The following is a 20,763-nucleotide window of genomic DNA, read 5'->3' as shown; positions in this document are numbered from 1 at the left end:
GTCTGGGGCCCGGCTCAGCTCGGTGCCCCCTCCGGCGATGGCCTTACTTGGCCTTGTGCACGGCTCTCCAGTGGTGCAGCAGCGGCTCGGTGTAGCCGGCGGGCTGCTCGCGGCCCTTGAAGATCAGGTCGCTGGCGGCCTGGAAGGCGGTCGAGGCGGCGAAGTCGGCACTCATCGGCGTGTACTCCGGATCGCCGGCGTTCTGCTGGTCGACCACCTTGGCCATGCGCTCCAGGGTCTCCCGGACCCGGGCGGCATCGACCACGCCATGGTGCAGCCAGTTGGCGATGTGCTGGCTGGAGATCCGCAGGGTGGCGCGGTCCTCCATCAGCCCCACGTCATGGATGTCAGGCACCTTGGAGCAGCCCACGCCGTGCTCGACCCAGCGCACCACGTAGCCGAGGATGCCCTGGCAGTTGTTGTCCAGCTCCTGCTGGAGCTCCTCGTCGCTCCACTGCGGCGACTCGGCCACCGGCACGGTGAGCAGGTCATTCAGGAAGTCCACATCGCCCTGGCCTTCCATCTCGCGCTGCAGGGCTGCCACGTCCACCTGGTGGTAGTGCAGGGCGTGCAGGGTGGCGGCGGTGGGCGACGGCACCCAGGCGGTGTTGGCGCCGGCCTTGGGATGGCCGATCTTCTGCTCGAGCATGGCGGCCATCAGGTCCGGCATGGCCCACATGCCCTTGCCGATCTGGGCGCGGCCGCGCAGGCCGCAGGCCAGGCCGACCTGGACGTTGTTCTTCTCGTAGGCCTGGATCCAGGCGGAGCCCTTCATGTCGCCCTTGCGGATCATCGGGCCCGCCTCCATGGCGGTGTGCATCTCGTCGCCGGTGCGGTCGAGGAAGCCGGTGTTGATGAACACCACCCGCGAGCTGGCTTCCGCGATGCAGGCCTTGAGGTTGACCGAGGTGCGACGCTCCTCGTCCATGATGCCCATCTTCAGGGTATCGCGGGCCATGCCGAGGATGTCCTCGATGCGCCCGAACAGCGCATTGGAGAAGGCGACCTCCTTGGGGCCGTGCATCTTCGGCTTGACGATGTACATGGAACCGGTGCGCGAGTTGCGCGGCTCGTTATCGCCCTTCTTGAGGTCGTGCAGGGCGACCAGGCCGGTGACGATGCCGTCGAGGATGCCCTCGGGCAGCTCGTTGCCATCGGCATCCAGCACCGCCGGGGTGGTCATCAGGTGGCCCACGTTGCGCACGAACATCAGCGAGCGGCCCGGCAGGGTCACGCTGCCGCCGTCGGTGTTCTGCCAGGTGCGGTCGGCATTGAGGCGGCGGGTGATGGTCTTGCCGCCCTTCTCGACCTGCTCTTCCAGGTCACCCTTCATCAGGCCCAGCCAGCTGGCATAGACCCCGACCTTGTCCTCGGCGTCCACCGCGGCCACGGAGTCCTCGCAGTCCATGATGGTGGTCAGCGCCGCCTCGACCACCACGTCCTTGACGCCGGCCGGGTCGGTCTTGCCGATCGGGTGGCTCGGGTCGATCTGGATCTCCAGGTGCAGGCCATGGTTGACCAGCAGCACGGACTCCGGGCGCTCGGCCGGGCCGTTGAAGCCCACCAGCTTACCCGGGTCCTTGAGGCCGGTCTCGCGACCGCCGTCCAGCGAGACCACCAGGTGGCCGTCACGCAGCGCGTACTTGACGGCATCGTGGTGGGAGCCGGTGGCCAGCGGGGCGGCGCGATCGAGCACGCCGCGGGCATAGCCGATGACCTTCTCGCCGCGCTTGGGGTTGAAGCTTTCGCCCTTCTCGGCCCCGCCCTCCTCGGAGATGGCGTCAGTGCCGTAGAGGGCGTCGTAGAGGCTGCCCCAGCGGGCGTTGCCGGCGTTCAGCGCATAGCGCGGGTTGTTGACCGGCACCACCAGCTGCGGGCCGGCCTGGACGGCGATCTCGCGGTCGACGTTGGCGGTGGTCACGCTGACGCTGGCCGGGGCCTCGACCAGGTAGCCGATCTCCTCGAGGAAGGCGCGGTAGGCGGCCATGTCGCGGATCGGGCCGGGGTGCTCGCGATGCCAGGCATCGAGCTGCTCCTGCAGGCGGTCGCGCTCGGTGAGCAGTTCGCGGTTCTGCGGGGTCAGATCATGAAAGAGGGCGTCGACGCCGGCCCAGAAAGCCTCGGGGTCGACACCGGTGCCCGGCAGGGCCTGTTCGTTGATGAAACGGTCCAGCTCGGCGGCCACCTGAAGGCGATGGCGAGTGATGCGTTGGGTCATGGGTCGTGCTCCTCATGCTTGGCTGCTCGGTGCCCCCTGGCACCGACCGGCCGGACAGGGAATGGTGACTGCGTAGCGCCAATTTTGTGGAAAATGCTTCCATATGTAAACCCGTCGCGGGCGTCTGCTGCCCGTCGCTAGACCAAATGATGAGGCCGGGGCCGGCCGCCGAGGCATTGCTGGCCGGGCCGGCGGCTTGGCGCTAGCATGAACGGGCATTGCGGAGGAACCGATGAGCGATTTCACCCCCCTGCAGGCCCTGGGGCCCCTGGCCCCGGCAGACCTGTCCGGCCAGGACCTCGAGCGCTACCTGGGCCACTACGGCCTGGCTCCCCTGCTGGCCGAACACGTGGGACTCTACGTGGGGTACCTGGAGGCCGGTGACTTCCGCCTCTGGACCCAGGTCTGGAGTCCCGCGGCGCCCATCGGCACGGCCTTCGTGGTCCATGGCTACTTCGACCACCTCGGTCTCTACCGCCACCTGCTGGAGTGCCTGCTCGCGCGGGGCTGGCGGGTCGTGCTCTGGGACCTGCCCGGCCATGGACTCTCCAGCGGCCGCCGTGCCTCCATCGACGACTTCAATGACTATGGCAGCTGCCTGCACCACCTGCAGCAACATCTCCAGGAGGAGGGGCTGGCCCCGCGGCCCTGGCTGGGCGTCGGCCAGAGTACCGGGGCGGCGATTCTCGCCACCGACGCCCTGACCCGCGGTGACGACGGCGCCTGGTCGGGCCTGGCATTGCTGGCCCCGCTGGTGCGCCCCTGGGGGTGGAATCAGTCGAGCTGGCTGCACCGCCTGGTGGGCCCCTTCGTGGAGTCGATCCCGCGCAAGTTCCGCGCCAACTCCACGGATGCCGACTTCGCCGACTTCCTGCGCGAGGGCGACCCCCTCCAGGCCGACCGCCTGGCGATGGACTGGGTGGGGGCCATGCGTCGCTGGATGCCGCAGTTGCTGGCGCTGCCGCCGAGCCCGGTTCCCACCCTGATCCTGCAGGGCGAGCAGGACCTGACGGTGGACTGGGAGTGGAACCTCGAGGTGCTGGCGCGCAAGTTCCCCGGCGCCGAGATCCATCGCCACCCCGAGGCCCGTCACCACCTGGTCAACGAGGCCGAGCCGATTCGTCGTGAGCTGTTCACGGTCCTCGACCGCTTCATTGCCGGACTGGAACCGGCCGATACCCCGCCCCGGGAGGCGACCTCACCATGAAACCCCACCTGTCACTGCTGCTGGCGACCCTGCTGCTCGCCGGCTGTGCCGCTGCGCCGGAGCAGCCGACCACGCTGCGCCAGGCCCTGTTCGGGCTGGGCGAGCGCGCCGCCGAGCGGCTCACGGCGACGCCGCCCCTGCCCAGTCCGGCGGTCGACCAGGTGCTGCTGCTGGCCAGGCCGGAGGTCGACCCGCGGCTGGGGCTCGGCGACGAGCGCGTGCTCGAGAGCCTGACCCGCGCCCTGCTGGCGGTCAGCGACGGCCCCCAGGTACTGGAATGGCGGGACGCCATGGCCGAGGGGGGCGGCGGCAACCAGTGGCGCCTGGACAGCCGACTCGAGGCCGACGGCCCCCGGCTGCAGCTCTCGGACCGCGAGCTGCTGCCCTATCGCCTGAGCCTGGAGCTGCGGCGCGCAGGGAGTGACGCACCGGAGTGGCGCAACGAGATCAGCGGGGCCCTGGACGCCACCGCCCTCTGAGCGGGCAGGCCATCAGCCCTTGAGCAGGCGATCGAGCTGTCGGTAGCCGATCGCCTCGATCAGCTGGTCACGCCCGGGACGCGATTCACCGGCCAGGTCGGCGAGGGTCAGGGCCACCCGCAGGACCCGGTGGTAGGCCCGGGCCGAGAGCTTGAGACGCTCCAGCACGCTGGCCAGCCAGGCACGATCGGCCGCCTGCAGGGCGCAAGCCTCCTCCAGGGCCCGCCCGGACAGCCGCGCGTTCAGCGCACCGCGGGACGACTGGCGAGCCCGAGCCGCCAGCACCCGCTCGCGCACCACCGCCGAGGACTCCCCCGGTTCACGGGAAGTGAGTTGCTCCGGCGCCAGCGCCGGCACCTCCACCTGCAGGTCGATGCGGTCGAGCAACGGTCCCGAGAGGCGCGCCTGGTAGCGCTGGATCTGGGCCGCCGTGCAATGGCAGGCCTGGCGCGGGTCGCCCAGATGCCCGCAGGGACAGGGGTTCATGGCCGCCACCAGCTGGAACCCCGCCGGGTAGCGCCGCTCGTGGCTGGCCCGGGCGATATGGATCTGCCCCGACTCCATGGGCTCGCGCATCACCTCCAGCACGTGTCGCGAGAACTCCGGCAGCTCGTCGAGGAACAGCACCCCGCGGTGGGCCAGGGAGATCTCGCCGGGCCGCGGCCGGGAGCCGCCGCCCACCAGGGCCACGGCACTGGCGGTATGGTGCGGGGCACGGAAGGGACGCACGCCCCACTGCTCGGCATGCGACAGCCCGCTGACCGAGCGGATGGCCGCCACCTCGAGGGCCTCCTCCTCGGAGAGCGGCGGCAGGATCCCCGGAAGGCGGCTGGCCAGCATGGTCTTGCCGGTCCCGGGCGGGCCGGCGAACAGCAGGTTATGCCCGCCGGCGGCGGCCACTTCCAGGGCGCGACGGGCCTGGTGCTGGCCACGCACCTCCGCCAGGTCAGGGCCCGCCTCGGGGGCCAGCACGGCAGTCGGGGCGCGGTGGGGCGAGATGGGCGACTGGCCCAGCAGGTGGGCCACCACCTCCAGCAGGTGATCCGCCGGCAGTACCTCGAGGTCGCCGGCCAGGGCCGCCTCGTCGGCGTTGGCCCGCGGCACGATCAGGCGCCGGCCAGCGCGGTGTGTCGCCATGGCCAGCGGCAGGACGCCGGACACCGGGCGCAGGCGGCCATCCAGGGCCAGCTCGCCCGCGCACTCGACGCCCGCCAGGGCCTCGGCCGGCACCTGGCCGGAGGCCACCAGCAGGCCCAGGGCGATGGGCAGGTCGAAGCGGCCCCCCTCCTTGGGCAGGTCGGCGGGCGCCAGGTTGAGAGTGATGCGCCGCAACGGGAAGTCGAAGCCGGCGTTCACCAGGGCACTGCGCACCCGCTCGCGGCTCTCCTTGACGGCGGCCTCCGGCAGGCCCACCAGGGTCATGCCGGGCAGTCCATTGGCCAGGTGCACCTCGACAAGCACCTCGGGCGCCTCGAGGCCGAGGCCGGCCCGGGTGTGGATGATTGCCAGCGTCATGCGCGATCCCTCGCAGCCTGTCTGCCCTCAGGCTAGCCCAGCCCGACGGGATGCGCCCGGCACCGGCCGGGGGATCAGCGGTCGGTCTCGCCGGCGCCGGCATCCTCCTCGGGGCTCGGTGCCTCCGGCAGCGCGGCGGGCGGCTCGCTCGGCGTCGCCTCCCGCGAGGCGTTGTCGTCCAGCGCCGCCTCGAGGGCCGCCACCTGCGTCTCCAGCGCCTCGACCCGCGCCCGGGTGCGCTGCAAGACGTCCATCAGGATGTCGAAATCCTCCCGCGAGACCAGCTCCAGGCGATCGAAGGCGCCCTTCACCACCTGCTGGATGCCCTTCTGTACCTCCTCCGGGGCCTGGGAGGCGCCCTGCAGGCGGTCGCCGATCTGCTGGGCCAGGCGGCTGATGCGATCATGGCTCACCATGGTGTCTCTCCTGAATCGTGATGGGATGCCTGCCCACAGGATACGCAAGGCCCTCGTCCGACGCATTCTTCACCGCCGCCCCCTTGTGGAGCATGCGCACCACGACAACGCACCACAACAGGGCAGCCGCGGCGACACCGCGCCTCCCCCTGCCGGACACCTGCCCCGACATCCATTTCATCACGCTGATATCAAAGCCATATTCCGGGAGTTGGCACGCTTTGCGCTTGGGCAGAACAGCCACTCATGGCGCGGCATCACGCCGCCGACATCCAGCAGGGGAGATCCGGGATGAAGCTGATCACTGCCATCATCAAGCCATTCAAGCTCGACGACGTGCGCGAGGCACTCGCCGACAACGGCGTCCAGGGCATCACCGTCACCGAGGTCAAGGGCTTCGGTCGCCAGAAGGGCCACACCGAGCTCTATCGCGGTGCAGAGTACGTCGTCGACTTCCTGCCCAAGGTGAAGGTCGAGGTCGCGGTAGACGACTCGCGGCTGGAGACGGTGCTCGATGCCATCTGCAGCGCGGCCAACAGCGGCAAGATCGGCGACGGCAAGGTCTTCGTCACGCCGCTGGAGGACGTCATCCGCATCCGCACCGGTGAGCGCGGCGCCGATGCCGTCTGACCGACGCCCCACTTCCCATTCCTGACGTGGAGAGACCCTCATGGTCGAATTACCGGAGCTGAGCTACGCGCTCGATACCTTCTACTTCCTGATCTGCGGCGTCCTGGTGATGTGGATGGCGGCCGGCTTCTCGATGCTCGAGGCGGGCCTGGTGCGCTCCAAGAACACCGCCGAGATCCTGACCAAGAACATCGCCCTGTTCGCCATCGCCTGCACCATGTACCTGCTGGTGGGCTACTACCTGATGTACTCCAGCGGCGCGGGCGGCGTCCTGCCGAGCCTGGGCGCACTGATCGGCAGCGAGAACGGCGTCGACGCGGTACTGGCCGGCGGTGACGACGCCCCCTACTACTCGATGCGCTCGGACTTCTTCTTCCAGGTGGTGTTCGTGGCCACCGCCATGTCCATCGTCTCGGGTGCCGTGGCCGAGCGCATGAAGCTGTGGGCCTTCCTGGCCTTCGCGGTAGTCATGACCGGCTTCATCTACCCGGTGTCGGGCTACTGGACCTGGGGTGGCGGCTGGCTGGCCGAGGTCGGCTACTCCGACTATGCCGGTTCCGGCATCGTGCACCTGGCCGGTGCCGCCGCGGCCCTGGCCGGCGTGCTGGTGCTCGGTCCGCGCAAGGGCAAGTACGGCAAGGACGGCAGCATCTACGCCATTCCCGGTGCCAACCTGCCGCTGGCCACCCTGGGTACCTTCATCCTGTGGATGGGCTGGTTTGGCTTCAACGGCGGTTCCGAGCTGAAGATGTCCGACGTCGCCTCCGCCAACAACGTGGCCCAGGTGTTCGTCAACACCAACGCGGCCGCTGCCGGGGGCGTGATCGCCGCCCTGGTCCTGGCCAAGCTGTGGTTCCGCAAGGCCGACCTGACCATGGCCCTGAACGGTGCCATCGCCGGCCTGGTGGCCATCACCGCCGACCCGCTGTCGCCCAGCGCCCTGGGGGCCGTGCTGATCGGTGCCGTGGGTGGCCTGCTGGTCGTCACCTCCATCGTGGTGCTCGACAAGCTCAAGCTCGATGACCCGGTAGGCGCCATCTCCGCCCACGGCGTGGTGGGCATCTGGGGCGTGCTGGCGGTCCCCTTCACCAACGCCGAGGCCGGCTTTGGCCCCCAGATCATCGGCATCCTCGGCATCTTCGTCTGGGTGTTCGTGGCCAGCCTGGTCGTCTGGCTGATCCTCAAGGCCGTGATGGGCATCCGGGTCACCGAGGAGGAAGAGTACGAGGGCGTCGACCTGACCGAATGCGGGCTGGAAGCCTACCCCGAGTTCAGCGCCTCCAAGAAGTGAGCCGGGCCCCGGGATGCACGGGCACGCTCAACCGGGCCCCCTTCGGGGGGCCTTTTTTATTCCTCCCGCACCGGGTGTATGCTCTGGCACAATGAACCCAGCAGGGGTGGCGGCCAGCGCCACCGACCAACGGACAGGACGAGGATCAAGACCATGAAACTGGTGACCGCCATCATCAAGCCGTTCAAGCTCGACGACGTACGGGAGTCGCTCTCCGAGATCGGTGTCCAGGGCATTACCGTCACTGAGGTCAAGGGCTTCGGGCGCCAGAAGGGCCACACCGAGCTCTATCGCGGCGCCGAGTACGTGGTCGACTTCCTGCCCAAGGTGAAGCTCGAGGTGGCCGTGGACGACGAGATGGCCGAGAAGGTGATCGACGCCATCACCCAGGTCGCTAATACGGGCAAGATCGGCGACGGCAAGATCTTCGTCACCGCCCTGGAGCAGGTCATCCGCATCCGCACCGGCGAGACCGGCAAGGACGCCGTCTGACAGCTGCAAGCTGCAAGCTGCAAGACTGATACGACACCGCCTCCGTGATCAGAGCACGGAGGCGGTTTTCTTTTTTACTTTCTACTTGCTGCTTGCCGCTCGGCGCTTACTTTTCGACGAAGGCCCGCTCGATGACATAGTCGCCGGGCTCGCCCATGCGCGGCGAGATGGTGAACCCGAGCTCGTCCAGCAGGTGGCTGGTGTCATCGAGCATCGCCGGGCTGCCACAGATCATGGCGCGATCCTGCTTGGGATCGATGGCCGGCAGGCCGGTGTCCTCGGCCAGCTTGCCGCTGCGGATATGGTCGGTGAGGCGCCCCATGGTATGGAAGGTCTCGCGGGTCACGGTGGGGTAGTAGACCAGCTTCTCGCTGATCTCCTCGCCCAGGTACTCGTGGGCGGGCAGGTCCTTCTGGATGAAGTCGGCATAGGCCAGCTCGCTGACGTTGCGCACACCGTGCACCAGCACCACCTTCTCGAAGCGCTCGTAGACCTCCGGGTCCTGGATCAGGCTCATGAACGGGGCCAGGCCGGTGCCGGTGGAGAGCAGGTAGAGGTTGCGCCCCGGCAGCAGGTCGTCGGTGACCAGGGTCCCGGTGGGCTTGCGGCTGACCATGATCTGGTCCCCGACCTTGAGGTGCTGCAGCCGTGAGGTCAGGGGGCCGTCGGGCACCTTGATGCTGAAGAACTCCAGGTGGTCCTCGTAGTTGGGGCTGGCGATGGAGTAGGCCCGCATCAGCGGCTTGCCGTTCACCTCGAGGCCGATCATCACGAACTGGCCGTTCTTGAAGCGCAGGCTGCGCTCGCGGGTGGTCCGGAAACTGAACAGGGTATCGTTCCAGTGGTGCACACTCAGAACGTCCTCAAGCGCAAACTTGCTCATGCCGACTCCTTGATATTCCAGAATAGAATAGACCGGACAGCCAATCTTTGATTGCAATTCTAAGAGCCGGGGCAATATCTGTTAAATGGATTGTATGGATAACACTTATCTATACTGTGGATATCAGTTCTAGGTATCAAATCCGCCGAGGAACGTCATGCGTTACACCCTGCGCCAGCTGGAAGTCTTCGTCGCCGTGGCCCAGCACGAGAGCGTCTCCCGGGCGGCCCGCGCCCTGGCGCTCTCCCAGTCGGCGACCAGTACCGCCCTCGCCGAGCTGGAGCGGCAGTTCGACTGCCGGTTGCTCGACCGCATCGGCAAGCGCCTCAAGCTCAATGCCCTGGGCTTCCAGCTGCTGCCCAAGGCGGTGGCCCTGCTCGACCGGGCCGAGGAGGTTGAGGAGCTGCTGCGTGGCCAGCAGGGCATCGGCACCCTGGACGTGGGCGCCACCCTGACCATCGGCAACTACCTGGCGACCCTGCTGATCAGCGACTTCATGCAGCGCCACCCCGGCAGCCGGGTGCGCCTCTCGGTGCGCAATACCCGGACCATCATCGACAGCGTTCGCCAGCACGGGCTCGACCTGGGGCTGATCGAGGGGCAGTGCGAGGAGGAGGACGTGATCACCCAGCCCTGGGTGGAGGACGAGCTGGCGGTGTTCTGCTCGCCCCGCCACCCGCTCGCCACGGCCGGCCCGGTGGAGCTGGACCGCCTGCTGCGCGAGGCCTGGATCATGCGCGAGCAGGGCTCCGGCACCCGGCTGACCCTGGAGCAGGCGGCCCGTCACCGGCGCGGGCGCTTCAACATCCTGCTGGAGCTGGAACATACCGAGGGCATCAAGCGGGCGGTGGAATCGGGGCTCGGCATCGGCTGCGTCTCGAAGCTGGCCCTGCGCGACGCCTTCCGCCGCGGCAGCCTGGTGCCCATCGCCACCCCGGAGCTGGACCTGAGCCGCCAGTTCACCTTCATCTGGCACCGCCACAAGTACCTGGCCACCGGCATGCGCGAGTTCCTCAAGCTGTGCCGGCAGATGACCGAGGGCATCCGCCGCAGCGACCAGATCGACCTGCCCCAGGTGCCCTGACGCAGCGCGGCCCGGCGAAAGGGCCGGGCCGCGGGGAGAGGACCAGCGCGTGGCTAGCGCAGGTCGCTGACCGCCTCCTGGATATCGGCGAGGGAGGCCTTGGTGAGGTCCTTGGCCAGGGTGTGGATCACCAGCTTGGCGGTGGGGCCATCGACCTTGTCCCGCAGCTGGCCGAGGAAGCGCGGCGGTGCCACCAGGATCAGCTTCTCCATGGTGTTGTCGACGCGGGCGCGATAGAGCCGCTCGGCGACCTCGCGGGCGAAGATCTCCTCGTGGTGCTGGGTCGCGACATTCTCCCCGCCGGCGCTGCGCGCCGTCGTCGAGGTCGACTCGTGGACGTCGCCACCGCGGTCCGTCACCAGGTCCCCCTCGTGCATGCGCCCCTCGGCATGGACGAGGCTGTCCTGCTCGCTGACCTTGAGTCCATTGCGGGTGAACAGCCGAGCCCGCGCCGCATCAGCCACCACGATATAGGTTGTCATAGCCGCTCCTTGATGCTGGGTGAGTTGACGGAAGTCCTCCCGACGGGACACCCCACTTCCGCCTCTCGTTCCACATTGGCAAGCCCGCCCCTGTTGGTCAACATGGCGATACGCGAGGACTGCAGGGCGACGGGATCTGGGGTAGCATCCTGCCCTGGCCGGCATGGACGTCGGCCCGACTCATCACCACGATGTGCATCCCCCGGGAGGACCCCGATGCGACAGTTCCTGTTTCCCCGTCGGCCGCTGGCCCGCACCACCCTGCTGACCTGCCATCTGCTGCTGCAGCTCGGCCTGCTGGCCGGCGCGGCCCTGTGGCTGGCCCCACGCACGCCCTGGCTCGCCCCCGTCGACTGGGCCTCCGCCTGGCCGGCGCTGGCCCAGGCCGGGGGCGGCTGGCTGCTGGCCGCTGTGGCCCTGCGCCTGCTCGCCGAGCTCTGGCTGCTGCCCCACCACCTGGGCGCCCAGCGCCCCGGCTTCGCCCCCGGCGCCGTGGTCACCCGCTCCTGGGAGCGGCGGCCGGCGGTGCATGACCGCGAAGCCGCCTGGACCAGCGCGGCGAGCAGCGTCGCGCCCGAGGAAGAGAGCGTGCTGGGCAGCGCCCGGGTGCTGCGCCCCGCCGAGCGCCACCGCCCTGAGCGCAGCGCCAGCGAACCGACCCTGGACCTTGCGACCGGCGGCCAGGCAGAGCCCGACGCCAGCGCCGAGCCGCGCCCCTAGGGGCGCGACACGCGGCGGGGCGGACGACCCAGGCAGACCCGACGGAAACCATGCAGCCCCAGTGCCGCCGAGGCGGCACCCAGGCCGTTGGCCAGGATATCGGCCCAGTCGCCACCGAGGCGGCCGGGCACGGGGAGCTGGGCAACCTCGATGACGATGCCCAGCAGCAGCGCGGCCAGGAAGGCCAGCGACAGGCGGACCCCGGCGAGACCGACCAGGCCCGCCAGGCCGGCATAGCCGATGAAGTGGCTGGCCTTGTCCCAGGGCAGCGTCTCGGGCAGCTCGCTGCCGGGCGTCAGGCTGCCCCAGGCGATCACCAGGGCTGCCAGGCCGGCCAGCACCGCCCAGCGGCGGCGCCACTGCCGGTCCTCCCCGGCCGCCACCCGGTAGAGCCAGTCAGCCATGGGCGATGTTGCGGTGGTAGGCGGGGCTGAGGTCGTGGAGGGCCTCCATGAAGGCCGTCACATGGTCCGGGTCGGTGAACTGATTGATGCCGTGCCCCAGGTTGAAGACATGGCCGGGCCCATGGCCGAAGCTGTCCAGGGTGCGCGCCACCTCGGCACGGATCGCCGAGGGGCGGGCAAACAGCACGTGGGGGTCGAGGTTGCCCTGCAGGGCGACGCGATGGCCGACTCGCGCCCGCGCATCGGAGAGCTCGGTGGTCCAGTCCAGGCCGACGGCATCGGAGCCAGCCGCCGCGATATCCTCGAGCCACTGGCCGCCGTTCTTGGTGAAGAGGATCACCGGCACCCGGCGTCCCTCGTGCTCACGGATCAGCCCGGCAACGATCTGCTCCATGTAGCGCAGCGAGAACTCCAGGTAGGCCGGCGTGGAGAGCGCGCCGCCCCAGGTATCGAAGATCTGTACCGCCTGGGCGCCGGCGCGGATCTGGGCGTTCAGGTAGTCGGTGACCGCATGGGCCAGGGTATCGAGCAGCCGATGCATGGTGTCCGGCGCGTCGTAGAGCATCGTCTTGACGTGGCGGAAGTCCTTGCTGGAGGCCCCCTCCACCATGTAGGTGGCCAGGGTCCAGGGGCTGCCGGAGAAGCCGATCAGCGGCACCCGGCCGTTCAGCTCGCGGCGGATGGTCGAGACCGCCCGCATCACGTAGTCCAGGTCACGCTCGGCGTCCGGCGCCTGCAGGGCCTCCACCTCGGTTGATGTGCGCACCGGCTTGCGGAATTTCGGCCCCTCGCCGGTCTCGAAGTAGAGCCCCAGCCCCATGGCATCGGGGATGGTCAGGATGTCCGAAAAGAGGATGGCCGCATCCAGGGGGTAGCGCTCCAGCGGCTGCAGGGTGACCTCACAGGCCAGCTCCTGGTTGCGGCACAGGTCCATGAAGCTGCCGGCATGGCCACGCACCTCTCGATACTCCGGCAGGTAGCGGCCGGCCTGGCGCATCATCCATACCGGGGTACGGTCGACGGGTTGACGCGCCAGGGCGCGCAGAAAGCGGTCGTTCTTGAGTTCCATGCGGGCGCTCGTCCACGGAAAATGTGGGCGTCATTGTACCCCATCGAACGGCCCGGGGATGAGCCCCGTGACACAACGGTGAGCCGGCCCGGCCTTCCTGATAGAATGGCCCTCCACCCGTCGGCAACGCCGTGGTCTTCCACCGAGGTACATCGTGACGATTCGATTCATCGCCGCCTCCCGGCTGCCCACCCCCTGGGCCACCTTCACCATGCATGGCTTCGAGGACGATGCCACCGGCAAGGACCATATCGCCCTGACCCTGGGCGACGTGGCCGATGGCGCACCGGTGCTGGGACGGGTCCACTCCGAGTGTCTGACCGGCGATGCGCTCTTCTCCATGCGCTGCGATTGCGGCTTCCAGCTGCAGGAGGCGCTCAAGCGCATCGCCGAGGAGGGGCGTGGCGTGCTGCTCTACCTGCGGCAGGAAGGCCGCGGCATCGGCCTGCTCAACAAGATCCGCGCCTATCACCTCCAGGATGCCGGCGCCGACACCGTGGAAGCCAACGAGCAGCTGGGCTTCGCCGCCGACCTGCGCCGCTACGACCTCTGCGTGCCGATGCTCGACCACCTGGGGATCAAGGCGCTGCGCCTGATGACCAACAACCCCCGCAAGGTCGACGCCCTGACCCAGGCCGGCGTGGTGGTCATGGAACGCGTCCCGCTGACCACCGGTCTAAATCCGCACAACGAGCAATACCTCACCACCAAGGCCGGCAAGCTGGGCCACATGATGGCGCTGGGCGACTTCACCCAGGCCAGCGACGTGGATATCGAACGCAAGCCCTGAGCCACCGGGTCCCGGCATCGGGCTGGCTCCTCGGCAGGAGGCTCTCCGATGACCCACCCCGCCCGCGACGACGAGACGCCCTTCAGTGGCCTCGAGGAGCTGCTGCACAGCATCAGCCATGGCATCGGCGCGGCGCTGAGCCTCGTGGGAGTCGTGGTGCTGCTGGTGCTGGCCAGCCTGGCCGCCCGGGTCGACCCCTGGAAGCTCGTCGGCATCGGCTTCTACGGCGTCAGCCTGGTGCTGCTCTACACCGCCTCCACCCTCTACCATGGGGTCCGCCACCCGCGCCTGAAGGGCCTGTTCCAGTCGCTCGACCACTGCGCGATCTACCTGCTGATCGCCGGCACCTACACCCCCTTCCTGCTGGTCAACCTGCGCGGCCCCACGGGCTGGACGCTGTTCGCCACCGTCTGGTCCCTGGCCCTGGCCGGCATCGCCTGCAAGCTGGCCTGGCCCCACCGCTTCGCCGCGCTGCGGGTCGCCATCTACCTGGTGATGGGCTGGCTGATCGTCTTCGCCGGCGACGAGCTGGCGGCCCGCCTCTCCGATACCGGCCTCGCCCTGCTGGTCGCCGGTGGCGTCACCTACACCCTGGGCGTGGCCTTCTATGCCATCAGCGCCATCCCCTTCAATCACGCGATCTGGCACCTGTTCGTGATGGGCGGCAGCGCCTGCCACTACTTCGCGGTCTACACCGCGGTGCTGCCCTTCACGGCCTGAGCGCGCCTCACGCCGGCTCGGCCGCGGCACGTTCACGCGCCACCGCCCTGGCCAGGGCCGGGCGGGAAGCGCAGCGCTCGCGGTAGGCCTCCAGCGCCACCGGCAGGCGGGTCTTGAACTGCACCGCCCAGCTCAGGGTATGCCCCAGCAGCAGGTCCGCCAGAGTGAAGTGGTCGCCCACCAGCCAGCCCTCGCCCTCGAAGCGCCGCGCCAGCGCCTCGAGTGCCTGCTGGAACTCCCAGGCCGCGGTAGGCAGCACCGCCGGCACCCGCCGCTCCCGGGGCAGGGCGAACTTGTGCTTGGCCTGGGTCCAGAGCGCCTGCTCCAGCTCGCCCGTGGTGAAGAACAGCCACTGGTCGACCCGGGCGCGCTCCTCGAGGGAGGCCGGCAGCAGGCCACCTGGCTCGCCATAGCGCTCCGCCAGGTAGCGGCAGATCGCCGCCGACTCGAACAGCGTCAGGTCGCCATCCACCAGCACCGGCACCTTGCCATCGGGATGGCGGACGAGATGGGCGCCTTCCCGGCCCGCGCCGGCCGCCAGGTCCACGTGCTGGCAGGCATAGTCGAGCCCCAGCTCCTCCAGGGTCCAGGCGACCCGCAGCGAGCGGGAGGCGGGAAAGCTGTACAGGGTTATCATCGCGCGACTCCGTGGGTAGTGCATCGGTCCCGCTACGCTAGCGCAGGGCGTGGCCGGTGGCGAGGCGCGGTGAAAGGCGGGCGGGCAGCACGGCGGGGAGACGAGCGCGGCCGCCCGGCCGGTGTCAGGCAGCGCGCGCCTTGCGGATGCGCTCGTAGGCGCTGCCGATCTCGCTGGTGCGCTCCTTGGCGACCTCGCGCATGCTCTCGGGCAGGCCCTTGGCGGCGAGCTTGTCGGGGTGGTTCTCGCTCATCAGGCGACGGTAGGCCTTCTTGATCTCGGCGTCGCTGGCGTCCTGGTCGACCCCCAGCACCCGGTAGGCATCCTCCAGCGAGGGGCCCTGTTCGCCCGCCCCTCGGGGGCCACCGCGCAGCATGGCCTCGACCTGGGCGATCTCGGCCTCGCTGCACCCCAGGCCCCGCACCACCCGCATCAGCATCTCGTGCTCGGCGGGGTGCAGCTGGCCATCGGCGGCGACCGCGGCCAACTGCACCTGCAGGAAGACCTGGCGCAGCGCGGGCTGGTGTGCCGCGATGCGGCGAACCCGGGCGAGCTCGGCGTCCAGGTCGAAGTCGTCGCCCTTGCCGCGGGTAAAGTCGGCGCGGGCCTGGGCGCGCTGGGCCTCGCTGAGCCGCAGCCGATCCCACAGCTGGCGGGAGGCTTCCAGCTCGTCCTCGGAGACCTGGCCATCGGCCTTGCACAGGCACCCCATGACGGCGAAGGTCGATTCCAGGAACTGGGACTGGAGGCCGACCAGCTTGTTCAGCAGGCGCTTGCGCAGGCCTCTACCCAGCCAGTAACCCAGGGCGCCGCCCACCAGCAGGCCGATGGGGCCGCCGATGGCCAGCCCCAGCAGGGCACCGATCAGTATCAGGAACAGCATCGTAACCTCGTGAGCGAAAGATGACGGGGGTCAGGGCAGCCGAGTGCGGATCGAGGCCTCGATGCCGTCCGCGTCCAGGCCGCACTCGACGAGCAGTTCGGCAGGCTTGCCGTGCTCGACGAAGGCATCGGGCAGCCCGAGGTTGAGCACTTCCACCTGCACCCCCTCGGCCATCAGCAGCTCGTTGACCGCACTGCCGGCCCCGCCGGCGACCACGTTCTCCTCCAGGGTCACCAGCAGGTCGTGCTCATCGGCCGCGGCCAGCACGGCGTCACGGTCCAGCGGCTTGATCGAGCGCATGTTGAGGTGGCTGGCGTCGAGGCGCTCGGCCACCTCTGCCGCCGGGCCATTGAGGCTGCCGAAGGCCAGCAGGGCCACCCGCGTCGCCTCGCCGCTGCCACGACGCCGCCACTCGGCACGGCCGATCTCGATCGGCTCGAGGTGGTCGGGCGTGGCGACGCCCGGGCCGGTGCCGCGGGGGTAGCGCACGGCGGCGGGGCCGGGATGGTGGTAGGCGGCACTGAGCATCGCCCGGCACTCGGCCTCGTCGGCGGGGGCCAGCACCACCAGCCCCGGCACGCAGCGCAGGTAGGAGAGGTCCAGGCTGCCGTGGTGGGTGGGGCCGTCCTCGCCTACCAGGCCGGCGCGGTCGATGGCGAAGGTGACATCGAGCTCCTGCACCGCCACGTCGTGGATCAGCTGGTCGTAGCCACGTTGCAGGAAGGTGGAGTAGATCGCCACCACCGGCTTCATGGCCTCGCAGGCCAGCCCCGCGGCCAGGGTCACCGCATGCTGCTCGGCGATGGCCACGTCGAAGTAGCGCTCGGGGTACTCCTTCGAGAAGCGCACCAGGTCGGAGCCCTCGCGCATGGCCGGCGTGATGCCGACCAGGCGCTCGTCCACCGCCGCCATGTCGCACAGCCAGTCGCCGAAGACACGGCAGTACTTCTGCTTGCGGCTGGTTGATGGGCTGGCCGGCTTGAGCGGCGGCGGCGTCTCGCCGTTCTTCTCCAGCTTGGTGATGGCGTGGTAGCCGATGGGGTCGGCCTCGGCGGGCAGGAAGCCCTTGCCCTTGCAGGTCTTGACGTGGAGGAATTGAGGCCCCTCCAGGTCACGCATGTTGCGCAGCGTCTGCACCAGCAGCGGCAGGTCATGGCCGTCGATGGGCCCGATGTAGTTGAAGCCCAGCTCCTCGAAGAGCGTGGCCGGGCTGATCATGCCCTTCATGTGCTCCTCGGTGCGCCGCGCCAGCTCCAGGGCCCCGGGCAGGTGGGAGAGCACCCGCTTGCCGCCCTCTCGCATGCTGGTATAGGGCTTGCTGGTGAGGATGCGCGCCAGGTAGCTTGCCATGCCGCCGACGTTCTCGGAGATCGACATCTCGTTGTCGTTGAGCACCACCAGCAGGTTGGCATCCACATGGCCGGCATGGGCCAGGGCCTCGAAGGCCATCCCGGCGGTCAGGGCGCCGTCGCCGATCACCGCGCAGACCCGCCGCTGCTCGCCCCGGGTGCGGGCGGCCAGGGCCATGCCCAGGGCCGCCGAGATCGAGGTGCTCGAATGGCCCACGCCGAAGGTGTCGTACTCCGACTCGGCGCGCCGCGGGAAGGCGGCAAGGCCGCCGTACTGGCGGATGCCGGTCATCGCCTCGCGGCGCCCGGTGAGGATCTTGTGGGGATAGGCCTGGTGGCCCACGTCCCAGACCAGGCGGTCGTAGGGGGTCTCCAGCGCCTGGTGCAGGGCCACGGTGAGCTCCACCACGCCCAGGCCGGCGCCGAAGTGGCCGCCGGAGACGCCCACGCTGTAGAGCAGGTAGGCGCGCAGCTCGTCGGCCACCTGGGCCAGCTGGCCGGCGTTCATGGCGCGCAGTGCGGCCGGGGTATCCAGGGTATCGAGCAGCGGCGTGGCCGGACGCTCGACGGGGATGTCATCGAACAGCTTCATGAGGGCCCTGTAGTGTCAATGGTCACGCTCGATCATGTAGCGGGCCAGGTCGGCCAGGGGGCTGGCGGCCTCGCCCAGCGGCACCAGGGCCGCCACCGCCGTCTCGACCAGCTCGTCGGCCCGTCGACGGGCACCCTCGAGCCCCAGCAGGCTCGGGTAGGTGGGCTTGGCCCGGGCAGCGTCGGCCCCGGAGGTCTTGCCCAGGGTGGCGGTGTCGCCGGTCACGTCGAGGATGTCGTCGTGGATCTGGAAGGCCAGGCCGATGGCGTCGGCGTAGGCGTCCAGGGCGGCCAGCCGGGGGTCGGCCTCGTCCGCGGCGACCAGGCCGCCGAGGCGCACCGCGGCGCGGATCAGCGCACCGGTCTTGTGGCCATGCATGGCCGCCAGGGCCGCCGCATCGGGATGCCCGCCGACAGCGGCGAGGTCCAGCGCCTGGCCGGCCACCATGCCGTCGCGCCCGGCGGCGCCGGCCAGGCCGGCGACCAGTGCCGGCAGCCGGGGGTGGGCGGCCCGCGCCAGCACCTCGAAGGCCAGCGCCTGAAGGGCGTCACCGGCGAGGATCGCGGTGGCCTCGTCATAGGCCCGGTGCACCGTGGGCTGGCCGCGGCGCAGGTCATCGTCGTCCATGGCCGGCAGGTCGTCGTGGACCAGCGAATAGGCGTGGACCAGCTCCAGCGCCATGGCCGGGGCGTCCAGGTCGTCCTCCGCCGCCCCCAGGGCGCGGCCGGCCGCATAGACCAGCACCGGCCTCAGTCGCTTACCCCCCACCAGCAGGCCATGGCGCATGGCCGCCTCGAGGCGCGGCGAGGGAGCCGAGCGTGCCGCGAAGAGCGCCTCGAGACGGGCATCGACCCGAGCCCGGTCCGCGGCCAGCCGGTCGGCCAGGGCATCAGCGCTCACCATCATCCTCCGCGGCGGGCGCATCGAAGGGTTGCAGGTCGACGCCGCCGGCCTCGCCCTCGGTCAGGGTGCGCACCCGCAGCTCCGCCTCGTCGAGCCGGCGCTGGGCGTCGCGGGTCAGGCGCACGCCCTGCTCGAAGGCGGCCAGCGACCCCTCCAGCGACAGCTCGCCGGACTCCAGTCGCTCGACGAGCTGCTCGAGCCGCTCGACGGTGGCGGCGAAGTCGGCCGGTGCCGGCTCGGCGCCGCTGCCTTGGCTGTGCTGTTCCGCCATCGCCTCTCTCGCTGGTGGCTGGTTCATGGGCGGACAGTATACACGCTCTCCCCGGGGGGTCGTCTGCCCCGGCCGGCCCCCGCGCAACTTGCATGCCATTCATCCATGGCGCTCAGCATTTTCATCCTCGCTCATGCCGGCTGTGGTAAGCTATCGGCCCTGTTTCGAGCCTGCCCTTGGGCCCCAGGCTCTTCAGCATCTTCATGACACATGCATGCGGCGCGCGCCGAAGAAGGGGTTGAATCGACCATGGCCAAAACGTCCCTGGACAAGAGCAAGATCAAGATCCTGCTGCTCGAGGGCGTCCACCAGAGCGCGGTGGACAACCTACTCAATGCCGGTTACACCAACATCGAGCACCTGCCGACCTCGCTGGACGAGGCGACACTGATCGAGAAGATCCGTGACGTCCACTTCATCGGCATCCGCTCGCGCACCCAGCTCAACGAGCGCGTCTTCGACGCGGCCGAGAAGCTGGTGGCGGTGGGTTGCTTCTGCATCGGGACCAACCAGGTGGACCTCGATGCCGCCCTGGTGCGCGGCATTCCGGTCTTCAACGCCCCCTTCTCCAATACCCGCTCGGTGGCCGAGCTGGTGCTGGCCGAGGCGATCATGCTGCTGCGCGGCATCCCCGAGAAGAGCGCCCGCGCCCACGAGGGCGGCTGGCTGAAGTCGGCCAAGAATGCCCATGAGGCGCGCGGCAAGACGCTGGGCATCATCGGCTACGGCAGCATCGGCTCGCAGCTCTCGGTGCTCGCCGAGTCGCTGGGCTTCGACGTCATCTACTACGACGTGGTGACCAAGCTGGCGATGGGCAATGCCCGCCAGGTGGCCAGCCTCGAGGAGCTGCTGGCCCGTGCCGACGTGGTGAGCCTGCACGTGCCGGACCTGCCCTCCACCCGCTGGATGATCGGCGAGCCCGAGATCGCCCTGATGAAGCCGGGCAGCATCCTGATCAACGCCTCGCGCGGCAGCGTGGTGGTGATTGAGGCCCTGGCCGAGGCGCTGAAGGCCGGCCGCCTCAACGGCGCCGCCATCGACGTCTTCCCGGTGGAGCCCAAGGGCAACGAGGAGGAGTTCGAGAGCCCGCTGCGCGGCCTGGCCAACGTCATCCTCACCCCGCACATCGGCGGCTCCACCCTCGAAGCCCAGGAGAACATCGGCATCGAGGTTTCCGAGAAGCTGGTCACCTACTCCGACAACGGCACCACCGTCAGCTCGGTCAACTTCCCCGAGGTGGCCCTGCCGGCCCACCCGGGCAAGCACCGCCTGCTGCACATCCACGACAACGTGCCCGGGGTCCTCTCCGAGATCAACCGCGTGCTCTCCGAGAACGACATCAACATCCTCGGCCAGTACCTGCAGACCAACGAGCGTATCGGCTACGTGGTCATCGACGTGGACAAGGCCTACGGCTCGCGAGCCCTGGAAGCCCTGCGCCAGGTGAAGCACACCCTGCGCGTGCGGGTACTCTACTCCGAGAGCAGCTACGCCGACTGACCCCCGTTGCCTCCCGTCAGACCGGAGCCGTCGCGTCGATGACGCGGCGGCTCTTTTCATGAACGGCACCCATGCCGCAGGGTTTCCAGCCGGCTCGCTCCCGGTCCCCAGGCACGCCCCTGCCGGTCGCTCTCGAGCGGCATGCCGGGAGCCGACGAGCGTTGAGCACCACACGCTTGACAGTTGACCCGACGCCTTCCATTTTGTACACAATCCATGCCAAATAAT

At 69.5% G+C, this 20,763-nt stretch carries 22 protein-coding genes; 10 read left to right on the top strand and 12 right to left on the bottom strand.

The features are described from left to right. Positions 1 to 43 precede the first annotated feature (43 nt). Positions 44 to 2,218, bottom strand: coding sequence for a malate synthase G (locus tag P8934_RS00420; RefSeq protein WP_278032423.1), 2,175 nt, complete (start codon positions 2,216 to 2,218; stop codon positions 44 to 46). Between the two features lie 232 nt (positions 2,219 to 2,450). On the opposite strand from P8934_RS00420, the gene P8934_RS00415 reads away from it, so the two are divergent. After that, positions 2,451 to 3,425, top strand: coding sequence for an alpha/beta hydrolase (locus P8934_RS00415; RefSeq protein WP_278032422.1), 975 nt, complete (start codon positions 2,451 to 2,453; stop codon positions 3,423 to 3,425). Continuing rightward, entirely contained in the window at positions 3,422 to 3,904 is a 483-nt protein-coding gene (locus tag P8934_RS00410) for a hypothetical protein (RefSeq protein WP_278032421.1), read from the top strand. Before P8934_RS00415 ends, P8934_RS00410 begins: the two co-directional genes overlap by 4 nt. 12 nt (positions 3,905 to 3,916) lie before the next feature. On the opposite strand, the gene P8934_RS00405 is transcribed toward P8934_RS00410, so the two are convergent. Further along, on the bottom strand, positions 3,917 to 5,419 hold the full coding sequence (locus P8934_RS00405) for a YifB family Mg chelatase-like AAA ATPase (protein ID WP_278032420.1): 1,503 nt from the start codon (positions 5,417 to 5,419) through the stop codon (positions 3,917 to 3,919). 74 nt (positions 5,420 to 5,493) lie between these two features. Next, the gene (locus P8934_RS00400) at positions 5,494 to 5,835 is read right to left on the bottom strand and encodes an accessory factor UbiK family protein (RefSeq protein WP_133636727.1); all 342 of its coding nucleotides are present in this window, start codon (positions 5,833 to 5,835) and stop codon (positions 5,494 to 5,496) included. A 291-nt stretch (positions 5,836 to 6,126) separates the two neighbouring features. On the opposite strand from P8934_RS00400, the gene P8934_RS00395 reads away from it, so the two are divergent. From P8934_RS00395 to glnK, 3 genes are all read left to right on the top strand, one after another. Beyond that, positions 6,127 to 6,465: a P-II family nitrogen regulator gene (locus P8934_RS00395; RefSeq protein WP_106231078.1), complete on the top strand. Its 339-nt coding sequence runs from the start codon at positions 6,127 to 6,129 to the stop codon at positions 6,463 to 6,465. Positions 6,466 to 6,505: 40 nt separating this feature from the next. Then, the gene (locus P8934_RS00390; RefSeq protein WP_133636725.1) at positions 6,506 to 7,756 is read left to right on the top strand and encodes an ammonium transporter; all 1,251 of its coding nucleotides are present in this window, start codon (positions 6,506 to 6,508) and stop codon (positions 7,754 to 7,756) included. 153 nt (positions 7,757 to 7,909) lie between these two features. Beyond that, on the top strand, positions 7,910 to 8,248 hold the full coding sequence (glnK, locus tag P8934_RS00385) for a P-II family nitrogen regulator (protein WP_106231080.1): 339 nt from the start codon (positions 7,910 to 7,912) through the stop codon (positions 8,246 to 8,248). A gap of 106 nt (positions 8,249 to 8,354) precedes the next feature. Here the strand turns inward: glnK and P8934_RS00380 are convergent, their stop codons facing one another. Then, positions 8,355 to 9,131: a ferredoxin--NADP reductase gene (locus P8934_RS00380; protein WP_278032419.1), complete on the bottom strand. Its 777-nt coding sequence runs from the start codon at positions 9,129 to 9,131 to the stop codon at positions 8,355 to 8,357. A 157-nt stretch (positions 9,132 to 9,288) separates the two neighbouring features. On the opposite strand from P8934_RS00380, the gene P8934_RS00375 reads away from it, so the two are divergent. Beyond that, positions 9,289 to 10,215, top strand: a complete 927-nt coding sequence (locus P8934_RS00375) for a LysR family transcriptional regulator (protein WP_106231082.1) — start codon at positions 9,289 to 9,291, stop codon at positions 10,213 to 10,215. Between the two features lie 53 nt (positions 10,216 to 10,268). Here P8934_RS00375 and P8934_RS00370 read toward each other — a convergent pair whose 3' ends face one another. After that, positions 10,269 to 10,862: a host attachment family protein gene (locus P8934_RS00370; RefSeq protein ID WP_278032418.1), complete on the bottom strand. Its 594-nt coding sequence runs from the start codon at positions 10,860 to 10,862 to the stop codon at positions 10,269 to 10,271. Positions 10,863 to 10,913: 51 nt separating this feature from the next. Between P8934_RS00370 and P8934_RS00365 the strand changes: the two genes are divergently transcribed. Then, positions 10,914 to 11,417: a hypothetical protein gene (locus tag P8934_RS00365; RefSeq protein WP_278032417.1), complete on the top strand. Its 504-nt coding sequence runs from the start codon at positions 10,914 to 10,916 to the stop codon at positions 11,415 to 11,417. Here P8934_RS00365 and P8934_RS00360 read toward each other — a convergent pair. Beyond that, a complete protein-coding gene (locus tag P8934_RS00360; protein ID WP_278032416.1) occupies positions 11,414 to 11,821 on the bottom strand; it encodes a VanZ family protein in 408 nt (135 codons plus the stop codon). The two genes, P8934_RS00365 and P8934_RS00360, sit on opposite strands and share 4 nt — an antisense overlap. Further along, positions 11,814 to 12,890: a uroporphyrinogen decarboxylase gene (gene hemE / locus P8934_RS00355; RefSeq protein ID WP_278032415.1), complete on the bottom strand. Its 1,077-nt coding sequence runs from the start codon at positions 12,888 to 12,890 to the stop codon at positions 11,814 to 11,816. Before hemE ends, P8934_RS00360 begins: the two co-directional genes overlap by 8 nt. Positions 12,891 to 13,044: 154 nt before the next feature. Between hemE and ribA the strand changes: the two genes are divergently transcribed. Together ribA and P8934_RS00345 are read left to right on the top strand one after the other, a co-directional pair. After that, complete coding sequence (gene ribA, locus P8934_RS00350; RefSeq protein ID WP_278032414.1) at positions 13,045 to 13,680, top strand: GTP cyclohydrolase II; 636 nt, start codon at positions 13,045 to 13,047, stop codon at positions 13,678 to 13,680. Positions 13,681 to 13,728: 48 nt separating this feature from the next. Then, a complete protein-coding gene (locus tag P8934_RS00345; protein ID WP_278032413.1) occupies positions 13,729 to 14,400 on the top strand; it encodes a hemolysin III family protein in 672 nt (223 codons plus the stop codon). A 7-nt stretch (positions 14,401 to 14,407) separates the two neighbouring features. On the opposite strand, the gene P8934_RS00340 is transcribed toward P8934_RS00345, so the two are convergent. From P8934_RS00340 to P8934_RS00320, 5 genes are all read right to left on the bottom strand, one after another. Next, positions 14,408 to 15,037, bottom strand: coding sequence for a glutathione S-transferase family protein (locus P8934_RS00340; protein WP_278032412.1), 630 nt, complete (start codon positions 15,035 to 15,037; stop codon positions 14,408 to 14,410). Positions 15,038 to 15,161: 124 nt separating this feature from the next. After that, positions 15,162 to 15,920: a co-chaperone DjlA gene (gene djlA, locus P8934_RS00335; protein ID WP_278032411.1), complete on the bottom strand. Its 759-nt coding sequence runs from the start codon at positions 15,918 to 15,920 to the stop codon at positions 15,162 to 15,164. A gap of 30 nt (positions 15,921 to 15,950) precedes the next feature. Continuing rightward, on the bottom strand, positions 15,951 to 17,861 hold the full coding sequence (gene dxs / locus P8934_RS00330; RefSeq protein WP_278032410.1) for a 1-deoxy-D-xylulose-5-phosphate synthase: 1,911 nt from the start codon (positions 17,859 to 17,861) through the stop codon (positions 15,951 to 15,953). Between the two features lie 15 nt (positions 17,862 to 17,876). After that, a complete protein-coding gene (locus tag P8934_RS00325; protein WP_278032409.1) occupies positions 17,877 to 18,767 on the bottom strand; it encodes a farnesyl diphosphate synthase in 891 nt (296 codons plus the stop codon). Further along, on the bottom strand, positions 18,751 to 19,035 hold the full coding sequence (locus P8934_RS00320; RefSeq protein ID WP_278032408.1) for an exodeoxyribonuclease VII small subunit: 285 nt from the start codon (positions 19,033 to 19,035) through the stop codon (positions 18,751 to 18,753). The genes P8934_RS00325 and P8934_RS00320 overlap by 17 nt, the downstream gene beginning before the upstream one ends. A gap of 249 nt (positions 19,036 to 19,284) precedes the next feature. Here P8934_RS00320 and serA point away from each other — a divergent pair, with 249 nt between their 5' ends. Further along, a complete protein-coding gene (serA, locus tag P8934_RS00315; RefSeq protein WP_133636699.1) occupies positions 19,285 to 20,535 on the top strand; it encodes a phosphoglycerate dehydrogenase in 1,251 nt (416 codons plus the stop codon). Positions 20,536 to 20,763 lie beyond the last annotated feature (228 nt).

The organism is Halomonas sp. CKK8, from assembly GCF_029625235.1.
GTDB lineage: Bacteria > Pseudomonadota > Gammaproteobacteria > Pseudomonadales > Halomonadaceae > Halomonas > Halomonas ventosae.
Note: the sequence above shows the minus strand (reverse complement) of the source record. Positions and strands in the feature narration are given on the sequence as shown.